The following is a 13,201-nucleotide window of genomic DNA, read 5'->3' on the forward strand; positions in this document are numbered from 1 at the left end:
ATAGCGGCACAACTCGCAACGCTATTCGTCCGTGGAGCAACCCAAGCTATGGCACGTCAGTTCATTTATCATATGGCCGGTCTGAATAAGTCCTATGGCGCCAAGAAAATTCTCGAGAATATCCATCTCTCCTTCTACCCCGATGCCAAGATTGGTATTCTCGGTCCGAACGGTGCAGGTAAGTCGACCGTGCTACGCATCATGGCCGGCCTCGACAAGGAATATACCGGCGAAGCCTGGCTCGCCGAAGGCGCCACCATCGGCTATCTGCCGCAGGAGCCGCAGCTCGATCCCAACAAGACGGTTTTCGAAAACGTCATGGAAGGCGTTGCCAAGAAAACCGAAATCCTCAATCGCTACAACGAATTGATGATGAACTATTCCGACGAGACGGCGGAAGAGGGCGCCAAGCTCCAGGACATCATCGACAGCCAGAACCTCTGGGATCTGGAAAGCCAGGTGGAAATGGCCATGGATGCATTGCGCTGCCCGCCGCGCGATGCCGAAGTCACCAGCCTTTCCGGCGGTGAGCGCCGCCGTATCGCGCTTTGCCGCCTGCTTCTCTCGCAGCCGGACCTGCTGCTGCTCGACGAACCGACCAACCATCTCGACGCTGAGACCATTGCCTGGCTGGAAAAGCACCTGCGCGACTATCCGGGCGCCGTGATGATGATCACCCACGACCGCTACTTCCTCGACAATGTTACCGGCTGGATTCTCGAACTCGACCGCGGCCGCGGCATTCCATACGAAGGCAACTACTCCGCCTATCTGCAGGCCAAGGCCAAGCGCATGCTGCAGGAAGCTCGCGAAGAAGCTGGCCGCCAGAAGGCGATCAGCCGCGAACAGGAATGGATCGCCTCCAGCCCCAAGGCCCGTCAGGCCAAGTCCAAGGCGCGTATCAACGCTTACGAACAGCTGGTCGATGCTGCTGAAAATCAGCGTCCTGGCGATGCGCAGATCATCATTCCGGTCAGCGAGCGTCTCGGCCAGGTGGTGATCGAGATGGAGGGCATCACCAAGGGTTTCGAAGGCCGCACCCTGATCAACGATCTGTCGATCAAGCTGCCGCCCGGCGGCATCGTCGGCATCATCGGCCCGAACGGCGCCGGCAAGACGACCCTGTTCAAGATGATCACCGGCCAGGAAAAGCCGGATTCCGGCTCGATCCGCATCGGCGAGACGGTGCATCTCAGCTATGTCGACCAGAGCCGCGACGCGCTTGATGGCAATAAGACGGTATGGGAGGAAATCTCCGGCGGCGCCGAAATCATCAAGCTCGGCAAGTTCGACATGAACTCGCGCGCCTATTGCGGCGCCTTTAACTTCAAGGGCGGCGACCAGCAGCAGAAGGTCGGCAGTCTCTCTGGCGGTCAGCGCAACCGCGTGCACCTAGCCAAGATGCTGAAGTCCGGCGGCAACGTGCTTCTGCTCGACGAACCGACCAACGACCTCGATACGGAAACGCTGGGAGCGCTGGAAAGCGCACTCGAAAACTTCGCCGGCTGCGCCATCATCATCAGCCACGATCGCATGTTCCTCGACCGCCTGGCCACGCATATCCTGGCCTTTGAAGGTGACGGCCATGTCGAATGGTTCGAAGGCAATTTCGAAGATTACGAACAGGACAAGGTCCGCCGCCTCGGCCCCGATGCTCTCAATCCGGGCAGCCAGGCACACAAGCGTCTGACACGGTAAGTTTGCTATCTTTCCGTCATGGAGAACCCCGGCACGTCCGGGGTTTTTCTTTGTCTTGGGGCAGGACGCATATATTCCCCAGCCGACAAAAACTAACAGATTTCCGACGCCCTGCCGGCGTCTTCGGTGATTAGCCCTTGCAGAGTCCACTCAAATCACATAAAGATATCTTTATATCTTGATTGGGTGTGAAATGACGGATCTGGTTAAACTCGGCTTGGATGACGTAGTAGACGTGCTGAAGGCGGTCGGCGAGCCGACTAGGCTGCGTCTTCTGGCGCTACTGGCAGCCGGTGATCTCACAGTGACCGATCTTACCGAAATTCTCGGTCAGTCGCAGCCTCGCATTTCCCGACATCTCAAACTGCTCGGCGAAGCCGGTCTGATCGATCGTTACCAGGAGGGCGCCTGGGCCTATTTCCGCCTGAAACAGGAGGGCAAGGCCGTGACGCTCGCCCGCAGCCTTCTGCGCCATACCGCCGAAAAGGATACGGTGCTGCTGCGTGACGGGGAACGTCTCGCCTCCGTAAAGCGTATCCGCGCCGAACGCGCGCAGGCCTATTTCAGCCGGAATGCCGCCGAATGGGATGAGTTGCGTCGCCTGCATGTCGCCGACGAGGATGTCGACAAGGCGCTGATCGATCTCATCGGTCCGCAGCCGATCGACTCCTTTCTCGATCTCGGCACGGGTACGGGCCGGATGCTGCAGCTTCTGGCAGGACATTATCGCCGCGCCGTCGGCATCGATGCCAGCCGCGACATGCTGGCCGTTGCGCGCGCCAATCTCGATCGGGCCAATATCACCGCTGCCTCGGTGCGGCATGGCGATATTTTCAACCTGCCGCTCGAGCAGCAGGATTTCGATCTCATTACCATCCATCAGGTGCTGCACTTCCTTGATCAGCCGGAGGTTGCCATTAATGAGGCGGCGCGAATGCTGCGGCCCGGCGGCCGGCTTGTCATCATCGACCTCGCGCCGCATGGGCTTGAATATCTGCGTGACGAACATGCGCATCTGCGTCTCGGCTTCTCGCATCAGGCCATTTCGGATTGGCTGAAACTGGCGGGGCTGGATGTGGAGCGCGTGCAGGATCTTCATTCGGGGAGGGAAGGCGGTCAGGCGCTGACCGTGACCATCTGGCTGGCGCGCGACCCGCGGTTGCTGATTGCGTCCGACCAGGGCCACCAGTCATCCCCCATTCTTGCCGGGAGAGTTTGACATGTCTTCGAGATCAGAAAGCCATAACGCGGGTATCCGCATCTCCTTCGAGTTCTTTCCGCCGAAGTCGGAGGAGGCCGAGCAGCAACTGTGGAACACCGTTGACGAGCTCAGCGATTGGGACGTTGAGTTTGTTTCGGTTACGTATGGGGCAGGCGGTTCGACCAAAGCGCCGACGCTTTCTGCCGTGCGCAAGATGATCCATGAGACGCCGTTCACGACCGCATCGCATTTGACTTGCGTCGGTGCCACGCGTGAGGACACGCATCGGGTGATCGACGAGTTTCTGGCTACCGGCGTTCGCCGTTTCGTCGCGCTGCGCGGCGATCCGCCGGGTGGTGTCGGCGCGGCCTATCAGCCTCATCCGGGCGGCTATGCCAATGCTGCGGAACTGGTGCAGGCTTTGCGCGAGCGCGGCGATTTCGATATTTCCGTCTCTGCCTATCCTGAAAAGCATCCGGAAAGCCGGGATACGGCAGCCGATATCGATATGCTGAAGCGCAAGGCGGACAATGGTGCCGACCGGGCCCTGACGCAGTTCTTCTTCGATAATGACGCCTTCGAGCGTTATCACGATCGCGTTCGCGCCGCCGGCATCAAGATTCCCGTCGTGCCGGGCATCATGCCGATCCAGAACCTGACGCAACTCAAGCGCTTCGCCGGCGCCTGCGGCACGAATATTCCGACCTGGCTCGACGAGCGTTTTGATGGTTTGGACGAGGATGTCGAGGAGCGCGCCAAGGTCGCAGCTGATGTCGCCGCCGAGCAAATCCAGGATCTGGTGCGCCGTGGTATTCACGAGTTTCATCTTTATACAATGAACCGTTCGGCACTGGTTTCCGCCGTGCTTGAACGGCTGGGCCTTGAGCGCAAGGTGGATGCGCGGGCCGGGGCGGCCGCCTAAAGTACGTCGCGCGAACTCATGAAAAAGCGCATGTCCGGCGGGGCATGCGCTTTTCTAATGAAACAGAGGTTTTGTTAGCTTTTCGGAGTTTGGTCGTTTGCGTATTTCGCCGAAGCCGTCAGATGAAGAGCATCGTCACGACGAAAGCGAAGGCCGCACCGACCACTAGGACGTTGATGGATCGCGTTAATCCCATGTCTTCCTCCTCAGTCAGCGGTTAAATTTTATGTCGAAAATGTGTTGCTTGGAAAGAACATTCGATGCTGCGGCGCGGTATCGAATTCGTGGTGTGATTCATGAGCTTTCGGCAACATTTTGATATTGCGTTATAAATGTCGATTGCTGGCTCAATGACGGGCTGTGAATAAATATTAATATGTTGTGACTGCGGACCATCTGAATGGAGCAGGAGATCATATTTCCCGCGTTTTGACGCCGCGTTTCATCCACATGAAAAGCCGCCCATCGAGGACGAGCAGACCTGCGGCGATGAGCAGCATGCCAGCGATTTCGGTCAGCCCCATTCGCTCGCCGAGAAAGAGGAAGCCGAGCAATAACGCGCTCGGCGGCACGAGCAGAGTGACGAGGGAGGTGTTGGTGGCGCCTGCAAGTTCGATGATGCGAAAATAGAGGATGTAGGCGAAAGCAGTCGACAGCAGCGCCAGGCCGAGAATGGCTGCAATTGCCGTCACCGGCGGGGTGGCAAGCGTCCAAGGTTGGTCGATCACCAGCGCAACCGGCAGCATGATGAGCGAGGAGCCTGTCAACTGGCCCGCTGCCACAACCGGCGGCGCGATGCCCTTGAAGCGTTTGGCATAAATCGCTGCAAATCCGTAGGAGATTGCTGCCAAGATCGGCAATATGAGTGCCCAGAAGGGTACCGAGCCGCCGCTGGTAACGCTCGGTCCGAGCAACACGATCGTTCCGAGAAGGCCGGTGAGGCAGCCGACCAGCTTGGCCGATGTCAGGCGCTCATCCGTTGTCAGTTGATTGCCGATCAACACGGTCCACATCGGCGTCGTCGCGTTCAGGATGGATGCGAGCCCGGCACCCATTTGCGTCTGGCCGCAGAAGATCAGCGTATGCGGTATCGCATTGTTGATTAAGCCCAGCAGCAAAAATTGCGGCCAATAACGGCGCAGGGACTGATAGATGTTGAGGCGACCAGCCAGATAGAGATGCAATGCCACGGCTGCCAGCGAAAGGCGCAGAAAGACGAGCGTGAAGGGCGGCACATGATGAACGGCGATACGGGCGAAGAAGAACGAACCACCCCAGATCAATCCGAGCAATAGCAGCAGGCCCCAGGTCGAGGCGTTCATTCGATGTTGGCCGTTCATGGCATTCTCCTCTTTCGATGCATCTAAACCGGAAGAGTGCGGGTTCTCCACCCGTTTCTTGCTATTTTGCTCATGGGCGTGAGGGGAGCAGATACAAAAAAGGCGGCCTGGAGCCGCCTTTTTCGATCGATATATGGAGGAAATCAGAGTGCGTTGAGCAGTGCTGTCGTTGCCCAGCCATCGGCCGGCATACCCAGGCGGAACTGTTCCTTCTGGATCGCGACACGCGTGCCGGAGCCGAGGATGCCATCAATCTTGCCGACGTCGTAGCCGCGGGCCACGAGCTTAGTCTGAAGCGCCTTCATGTCTACATCGTTCAGGCCCGGCTCGGGATTGCCCTTGTTATAGGGCGGAGCGCCGGCAAAGCGCGTCGCGAAATAGGCGGCCGATGTCGTGTAGATAAACGACTGGTTCCAGCCGAGATAGGTATTGTAGTTCGGATAGGTCAGGAAGGCGGGCCCCTTGCGACCCTGTGGCAGGATGAGAGCAGCCGGCAGGGAGCCGAAGCTCGTATTGCCGTCGCGGGGGGTGACGCCGAGCTTGAACCAATCGCCCGCGGTCAGCGGGCCGCCGATGCCGGATTTTTCCCAGGGAAGATTGTCCGGAACCGTCACCTCCTGCAGCCAGGGCTGACCGCGCTGGAAGCCGAGATGCTGGAGGAATCGCGCTGTCGTCAGAATGACGTCAGGTGCGCTGGTCTTGAGGTTGACATGGCCGTCGCCATCGCCATCCGTGCCATAAGCGATGATATCGGGCGGCAGCATTTGTGTCTGGCCGATTTCGCCGGCCCACGCACCCGTCGTCGTTGCCGGGTCGACATCGCCGCGCTGGACGAGCTCGATCAGCGCGATCAGGCGCGGGCGGAAGAAGTCCGGCCGGCGGCAATCATGCGAGAGAGTGACCAGCGCGTTGCGGGTGTTGAAATTGCCCTGGACGGCGCCGAAATCGGTTTCCATCGCCCAGAAGGCGGTGATGACGCCGGGAGGCACGCCATAGTCCTGTTCGGCCTTGGCGAAGACGTCGGCATATTGCTTCATCTTCTGGCGGCCGATGTCGAGGCGACCCTGGCTGACGGTGCGCTGGGAGAATTCGAGGAAGGTTTGACGGAAGACGCCCTGGCTGCGGTCCATGGCAAGAACCTTCTGGTCGATCTGGGCGCCGGCGAGCGTCTTGTCGGCGGCTGCAGCATCCGCGCCGTCCGCAATCGCTTCGGCCTTCACGCCGGCCAGAAATGTCGTGAGATCGCCGCCGCAGGCTACTTTTGGAGTGGCATCGCTGCTCGCGGGCGGCACCGTTGCCGGAGCCGCGCTTTGAGCCAATGCCGTACCGGTCATGGCTGAGGCGAAGAGCAACGCGAGAGCGCCGCGTCGAATGGTGTGACGATCCATGAGCGATCCTTCCTAGTGATAGAATAGGGTCGCTTTCACAGAAGATTGTGACATAAGCAAGAGTGAAATGGGCTCAGTATTAAGAATTTCCCTGCTTCTCTACTGCGGCCACCCAGTTTTGCCAGTTCTGCTCAGAACCGCCGAAAACATTGATGTCTGTCGGGCCTTTGATCCCCGGAATGACCCCCGTAGATGTGTATTGCCAGAAAGCCCAGTTGCGACCTGCGTAAGTCTCTTTCGGGTGCTTGGCGACGGATCGGACCCAGAAATGATAGTCCTGGAAATAGCCGACAAGATTTTCACGATGGAAGTCGACCGAAGTATAGATGATCGGGCGCTTGCCGTAATAGGCCTGCAGGCGATCCATAAAGCGTTTGATCTCGCTGCGTACCGTTTCAGGCGCTGGTCTGGTCTTGCAGGTGGGGGAGCCGGGATTCCATTCGACGTCGACGACGGGCGGAAGCGCCATGGCATCCCTCGGCACGTTACGGATGAACCAATCGGCCTGCTCATCGGCAGTGGAGCAGAAATAGAAGAAATGATAAGGCGCATGCAGAAGTCCCGCGGCGCTCGCTTCATTCCAATATTCAGAGAAACGCGGATCGATCCGGTCCTTGCCTTCTGTCGCCTTGATGAAGACGAAAGCCACGCCAGAACCCTTGACGGCTTTCCAATCGATATCGCCCTGCCACTTGGAAATATCGATGCCATGGATGGGATGGCGCTGCGGGTGATCGCGGCCGAAATCCTGTGGCTTCGTATCGGCGAACCTGGTCTTGGGGAGAGTCGCCGTCGACAGGGCATCGTAGCCCGTCGTGCAGCCGGTCAAGGCAAGAGCGAGCGGCAGTAGGCATGCCAGAAGCCGGCGCATAGATATCCTGTTATGGCGCGAGTGATCTTGCTGCCCCAAGACTTGGCTTCCGTAATATGGTCCCCGATAATCCGAAAGAGCGGCAGACCATACCGTTGCCAGCTGGTCTTGCCACTTTATTCACCATATCAACGTAAAAAATGCGTTATCTTCAAGCAAATTCTTATGCTTGGCGTCTTACGAGGCCGGATTTTGCGCTGGAATCCATCGGCACTCAGGCGCCGTGCCGTGCCGCCACGGCTCGCCAGGCGTAACCGCGGCCGATTCTTTCGGTTTTCACCGACATGCCTCGCGCTGCAGCCTTCTCTTCGAGCACCGTCAGAAGATCGGCGCGCGGAGTGACGTGGAATTTCTTCAGCCAGCCTTTGAGCATGGCGCGGAACCAGCCCGGCAATCCCTCCTGCTGGCCGAAATCGACGATGTGAAGCTCGCCGCCCTGCGCGACTGCGTCGAGCGACGCGTCGATAGCCCTTGTCCAGTCGGGGATCATCGAGAGCGCGTAGGAGATCATCACACGGTCGAAGCCATCGGTGCCGAAATCGGCGGGTGAAAAGGCTGTAGCGTCGGCGACGCGAAAATCCGGCATCTGTTTCAGGCCACGGAAGTTACTGCGTGCCGAGATCAGCATTTCCTGCGAGATATCGAGGCCATAGAGGTGAGCGGACGGGAAGCGCCGATAGGCGAGCAGCATATTGCGGCCTGTGCCGCAGCCCACTTCCAGGAGGGAGCCACCGACGGGCACATTCAGCTGTTCGATGGTCCGATCGCGGCCGAACAGGTAATATTTGCGGGTCAGATCATAGATGTGACGCTGATAGCGGTACATGCCGTCCATCAGCTTGGCGTGGTTGTTCGCGCTGGTTTCTATGCCTGTATCCGCCTGGCTCACGCTTTTTTTCCGTAGATATGGAAGCCGCCGTAGATGGCCGAACGGTCACGGGTGTTGAGTTCCTGTGAGCGTTCTTCGAAATAGACCCACTGATCGCGGATCGCTGGAGAGAGGCGGCCCTCAATGATGCTCTTTTCGGCGGCCGTGCGGAAGATGACGCGGGCGTCTTCGCGCGCCGTGCGGGTAATCTCCGCCCAGAGGCCATTGAGTTGCTCATCGGTCATCCAGTCCTGCGCATCGAGCAGGACATAGCGATCGCGCGAGGCTGCCGGCTTCGAAGCGAGAAGCTCGGTGAAATTGGCGTGATGGACGCTCACACGATCGGCATTGGCGCGAATCGCCGCATAGTGCTCCGGCTTGAGATAGGTGGGTAGGGGGCCTTGGTGCTGGGCAGCGTAGCGTCGCGAGAATGCCTGCCAGGCGAAGTAGTTGTCACGCATCGGGAAGTGACAGGCTAGCTTTTCCAGGCGGTGTTTCAGCACGGCGGAAATGGAATCGTCACCGGCCAGGCTTGCAAGCTCGTCATATTGCTGCGGCGGGATGCCGAGGCCGAAGAGCGAGCTTTTGCGGCCGAGCAGCCAGCGGACCGCTCGCTTGTCAAAGATCGGAGCGATCTCCTCTTCAAAGAACTGACGCTGCTCGCGCATCGTGCGGGCTTCCGTCATCTTGTCGAGGCGGACGCCGTGCAGGCGTGCCAGTATATGGGCGGCGCCAATGAACCGGCCGAGAAGGCCGGTCTTGTAGATATTGCGGTTGAAGACCGTGATGCGGCGGCGGCCATAGAGATCGCGACCATTCCAGTAGTCCGCCGTTGCCGCGTCGAGGCGAGGCGCGATGAACTGATCGTAGGCCTGGCTATTGGCCGCAATGCCGGGCGTTCCGAAGAAGCGCACCAGGTCCGCATGGCCGGGAAGCAGGCGGAAGGCTGCAAGCTTCAGCTTGTTCAGGGCAATGTGGTGGCGATTGAGATCGACGACATCGATGGATGCGGGATTTTGCGAGAGGTAGGCGAGCATGTTGCAGCCGCCCGAACCGATGGTGACGATGCGATGATGCGCCTGCAGCTCCATCGCCTCCATATCGATATCCGGATCCTCCCAGATCTGCGGATAGACAAGGCCGGAAAATAGCATTCCGAACAAGCGCTCGGAGAGACCCGCTTTGGACAATGCCTTGTGCTGCAGCAGAGCGTCCTTGAGTTTCCGGTTCTTTTGGAGACCGGCATCCGGGGCGAATTCCGTCATCTGAGTCTTGTCACCGATTTGTGAAGTTCAGGGCGTGTAACCCGGCAATGCTACAGTCTGATGACGCGGGCTGTTGGCAGATCCGGCGGAAAAGCATCCTTGCACATATTTAAGGAGCCCTGACCATCATAGGTCTTTCATCTTGCTGCGTTTCCTGATTGTCTCCGCCTACCTTTCTGGAGGGTATGTAATATGCGTTTGATATCGAGAGTGATCGCGGCTCTGGTTGTTCTGCTGCTGATCATTGTCGCCGGCGGGGCCGTCTGGCTCTCTCTTTACCCGCCGGAATTGCTGAAGGTTGGCGATGGCTACGCGGCAAAGATCGTCTGCTCCAATACGTTCGTGGCCAAACGGGACCCGGAAAAAGTGATGGAGGAGGATGTGCAGGCTCCCGGCAATCCGGCATTGAAGCTCATTCGCGTCTATGTCGACCGGGACGAGGGCGTCGTCACGGCCCGCTTCCTTGGACTGTTTGCGCCGAACCGTGCGCTCTATCGGGGGGCGCTCGGCTGCGCGCTGGTGCCGGACGGTGATCTGCAGGCGGCCCGCAGCGCCGTCTTCCTCAACAAGGTCAAGGCGCCGAAGAGCGACGCTGTGTGGCCGGATGGGGATACGGTAAACCTCGGTCAGGGCGATGTCGGGAAGAAGCTCGCCGATATCGTATCGAATCTGGATCTCGCCGGGCCTGCCATGCGCGCGATCGTTGTCGTCAAGGACGGGCGCATTGTCGCCGAGTCCTATGGCGATGGCTTCAGCAAGGCAACGCCGCTGATCGGCTGGTCGATGACCAAGACGGTCAATGCCGCCATCATCGGCCGGCTCATGCTGGCCGGGCGTATGTCCTTCGACGATCAGAATCTTCTGCCGCAATGGAGCGTGGACCCACGCAAGGATATCAAGCTCAGCGATCTTCTTGCCATGGAGAGCGGCCTTGCCTTCAACGAATCCTATGGCACTGTATCGGACGTTACACGCATGCTCTATCTCGATCCGGACGTGACCAGTATCGCAGCCAACGCGCATCAGTTGGCTGCGCCCGGCGAGCGTTTCAGCTATTCCAGCGGTACGGCAGCGCTGCTTTCGCGCCTCTGGATGAACCGGCTGCCCAATCTGAGCGCTGCCATCTCCTATCCGCGCGAGGCGCTTTTCGGGCCGCTCGGCATGTACAGCGCCGTTTTCGAGGCCGATGAGCGCGGCACCTTCGTCGGCAGCTCCTATCTCTATGCCAATGCCCGGGACTGGGCGCGCTTTGGTCTCTTTCTGCTGCAGGATGGGGTCTGGAATGGGCATCGCCTGCTGCCGGAAGGCTTTGTCGGCGCCATGCGCACGCCGACAAAGGCTTCCGAGGGCGTTTACTCGCAGGTTCAGGCCTGGCTTGCAGGCCCCGGCGGCTCCAATGCGCAATTTGGCCTGCCTGCGGATACCTTCTGGATGACCGGTCACGACGGCCAAACGATCGCAATCGTCCCGTCGGCCAATCTCGTTGTCGTGCGGATGGGGTTGACGCCGACCTGGGCGTATTATCGACCGCAAATCCTGGTGAAGCGGATCATGGATATAATAAAGCCGGCCACGAACTAGGCCGGCTTCCCATAAGGTTTTGGTAAAATCAGTAATTGCCGTTGGCGACGTCCGTCAGGCCCTTGCGCTTGGCGTCGTAATAATAGCCACGGGCATAGAGCTGCACGGCATTGGCTTCCTTGTTCTGAGCCTTGCTGTCCGCCGTCATCCAGGCACCGCGCAGATATTTGGCGGCGTATTTGATGTTGGTTTCGGCGTCGAGGAGACCGGACGGCGGGCCTTCGTAGCCCATGGACTTGGCCGTATTGTACTTGATCTGCATCAGGCCGAAATATCCGGCGCGATTATAGGCTTTCGGATTGTAACGGCTTTCGCGGTGAACGACGCGATGGATCAGGGATTCCGGAATTTCGTAAAGCTTGGCGTATTTCTGAATGAGCTTCGAAACGTAGCCCTTCTCCGCCGCCGGGACATCGGAATCGTAATTGGGAGTGTTGGTGGTGGTCATGACAGCAGGAACGACCGTCGGGCCGCTGCTGTCGAAATTGAAGTCATAATGCATGCGGTTGTCCGCATAGCGCGGAATACCCATCTGGGCGGGCGTGGCGAAGGCGACCTCTGCCTGTGCCATCGAATCCGGACGCGGCGTCGGCACGGCAACCTGAATGGCCGCCACATCCGATGTCATCGGAATGGTCGGCTCGCTCTGAGCCACGGAGGCGGAAACTGGCGTGAGGGCAGCATCGCCAGGACGTGCCGGATTGGGCATAGGAATCGCGACCACGGAAGGCACCAGGGGCACGTCGGATGCTGCATAGGCCGCTGCGGCTGACGTGCTGCCGGCGGGCGCGCCCGTTGCTGCAGCAATTGCGGCGGTTCCCTGATTGGCAGCGTTCGCCACAGGCGCGCCGAAGCGTCCCTGTGCGGCATCCATCTGCTGCTGGCTTACCGTTGCTGCTGCCACGTTTGCAGTGCCCGGAACAAGACGGCCGGACTTTGCCATTGCCATTTGTTGCGGTTGCTGCGGGCCGATGAAGCCCGGTGCTGCTGCGACCATTGCGGCGCCTGCAGGTGCAGCTGCGCCAGTTGCGGTCAGGGTCGTATTCGGATGCGGCACGTTGGCGTGTGCCGACGGGAGTTCTGCCTGAGACGTCTGCTGCTGCTGAGTGCTTGCGCACCCGGCGAGAGCGCCGCACATCATTGCCGATAAGGCAACGCTGCGCTTCAGGCTGGGAAATCCGATCGTTACCATTCTGTCACTTTCGAAAAAACCAAACCTAATTTCGATGCAATTCGGCCACAGGACCGCCAAATTCGGTCACAGGATCGATAAAATTATGAATCCCCATTAACCTATCCGTGATCGCCTCGCAACCCTGCACCGGCTCAGGCGGCCATCCGGCGGTATCCGGCGGTCACTGCGCCGGCTGCAATCAACAGGGTTCCGCCCGTTCTGTTAACGGCGCGCTGCACGCTTGCCTTGCGAATGAAGCCGCGCGCCAGGTCGGCGACGAACACGTAAATGAGTGAGTTCAGCGCCGCCAAAGTGAGGAAAGTTGCCTCCAGAATAAGCGTTTGCTGAAGAAATGGCTTCCACATGTCGAGAAATTGCGGAACGAATGCAATGAAAAAGACGATGCTCTTCGGGTTGAGAGCCGTTACAACATATGCGTGTAAGAGAATTTTTAACGGTTTTTCCTCTGGGAGATTGTCATTGTCGCCGAGAGGACCCGTCACAATCGGGGCTCTCCAGAGCTTGATTCCGAGGAAAACGAGGTAAGCTGCGCCGATCAGCTTAAGAATCGTGAATAGTGTCGCTGATGTGGCGAGGAGGGCGCCGAGACCGGCTAGCGATGCGGTCATCGCGGTGAAATCGCCAAGCGTCACGCCCGTCACCGTTGCCAGGGCCGTCTTGCGGCCGTGGCCGAGCGCATAGGATATGACAAGGAGAATGGTCGGACCCGGTATGGCCAGCATGATGCAGGATGCGGCGGCGAAAGCGAGCCAGGTTTCGATGGACATAGAATCCTCCTCTATTCCTCTTCCGCCGTCAGCAAAGACATTGGATTTGCGATCCGTCAATCCGCCTGATTGTCAATCAGGCGGATTGACCACCGATTAAGCCGA

The 13,201-nt window shown here is 59.1% G+C and carries 11 protein-coding genes; 4 read left to right on the plus strand and 7 right to left on the minus strand.

Features of this window, described 5'->3' with window-relative positions; genetic code table 11:
- Window positions 1-48 precede the first annotated feature (48 nt).
- From ettA to metF, 3 genes are all read left to right on the plus strand, one after another.
- Entirely contained in the window at window positions 49-1,698 is a 1,650-nt protein-coding gene (gene ettA / locus FBZ97_RS04170) for an energy-dependent translational throttle protein EttA (RefSeq protein WP_069612556.1), read from the plus strand.
- A 193-nt stretch (window positions 1,699-1,891) separates the two neighbouring features.
- A complete protein-coding gene (locus FBZ97_RS04175) occupies window positions 1,892-2,917 on the plus strand; it encodes a metalloregulator ArsR/SmtB family transcription factor (protein ID WP_145316689.1) in 1,026 nt (341 codons plus the stop codon).
- A 1-nt stretch (window position 2,918) separates the two neighbouring features.
- Window positions 2,919-3,821 (plus strand): methylenetetrahydrofolate reductase [NAD(P)H], encoded by a 903-nt coding sequence (gene metF / locus FBZ97_RS04180; protein ID WP_145316691.1) that lies wholly within the window; start codon window positions 2,919-2,921, stop codon window positions 3,819-3,821.
- A 413-nt stretch (window positions 3,822-4,234) separates the two neighbouring features.
- Here the strand turns inward: metF and FBZ97_RS04185 are convergent, their stop codons facing one another.
- The 5 genes from FBZ97_RS04185 to FBZ97_RS04205 all read right to left on the minus strand — a co-directional run bounded on the left by FBZ97_RS04185 (window position 4,235) and on the right by FBZ97_RS04205 (window position 9,553).
- Window positions 4,235-5,161, minus strand: a complete 927-nt coding sequence (locus FBZ97_RS04185; RefSeq protein ID WP_145316693.1) for a DMT family transporter — start codon at window positions 5,159-5,161, stop codon at window positions 4,235-4,237.
- Between the two features lie 143 nt (window positions 5,162-5,304).
- Complete coding sequence (locus FBZ97_RS04190; RefSeq protein WP_069612552.1) at window positions 5,305-6,549, minus strand: lytic murein transglycosylase; 1,245 nt, start codon at window positions 6,547-6,549, stop codon at window positions 5,305-5,307.
- A gap of 79 nt (window positions 6,550-6,628) precedes the next feature.
- Window positions 6,629-7,420, minus strand: a complete 792-nt coding sequence (locus FBZ97_RS04195; protein WP_145316695.1) for a GH25 family lysozyme — start codon at window positions 7,418-7,420, stop codon at window positions 6,629-6,631.
- Between the two features lie 214 nt (window positions 7,421-7,634).
- Window positions 7,635-8,255 carry a class I SAM-dependent methyltransferase gene (locus FBZ97_RS04200; RefSeq protein WP_186449462.1) on the minus strand — a complete coding sequence of 207 codons (621 nt, stop codon included), beginning with the start codon at window positions 8,253-8,255 and terminating at the stop codon, window positions 7,635-7,637.
- Window positions 8,256-8,305: 50 nt separating this feature from the next.
- Complete coding sequence (locus tag FBZ97_RS04205; protein WP_113390594.1) at window positions 8,306-9,553, minus strand: DUF3419 family protein; 1,248 nt, start codon at window positions 9,551-9,553, stop codon at window positions 8,306-8,308.
- Window positions 9,554-9,745: 192 nt separating this feature from the next.
- On the opposite strand from FBZ97_RS04205, the gene FBZ97_RS04210 reads away from it, so the two are divergent.
- Window positions 9,746-11,134 carry a serine hydrolase gene (locus tag FBZ97_RS04210; RefSeq protein ID WP_145316699.1) on the plus strand — a complete coding sequence of 463 codons (1,389 nt, stop codon included), beginning with the start codon at window positions 9,746-9,748 and terminating at the stop codon, window positions 11,132-11,134.
- A gap of 28 nt (window positions 11,135-11,162) precedes the next feature.
- On the opposite strand, the gene FBZ97_RS04215 is transcribed toward FBZ97_RS04210, so the two are convergent.
- Window positions 11,163-12,326, minus strand: a complete 1,164-nt coding sequence (locus FBZ97_RS04215; RefSeq protein ID WP_145316701.1) for a lytic transglycosylase domain-containing protein — start codon at window positions 12,324-12,326, stop codon at window positions 11,163-11,165.
- 134 nt (window positions 12,327-12,460) lie between these two features.
- Window positions 12,461-13,096, minus strand: coding sequence for a LysE family translocator (locus FBZ97_RS04220; protein ID WP_145316703.1), 636 nt, complete (start codon window positions 13,094-13,096; stop codon window positions 12,461-12,463).
- Window positions 13,097-13,201: the final 105 nt, after the last annotated feature.

Origin of the sequence: Rhizobium sp. ERR 942 (assembly GCF_007828395.1) — a bacterium.
Taxonomy (GTDB): domain Bacteria; phylum Pseudomonadota; class Alphaproteobacteria; order Rhizobiales; family Rhizobiaceae; genus Rhizobium; species Rhizobium dioscoreae.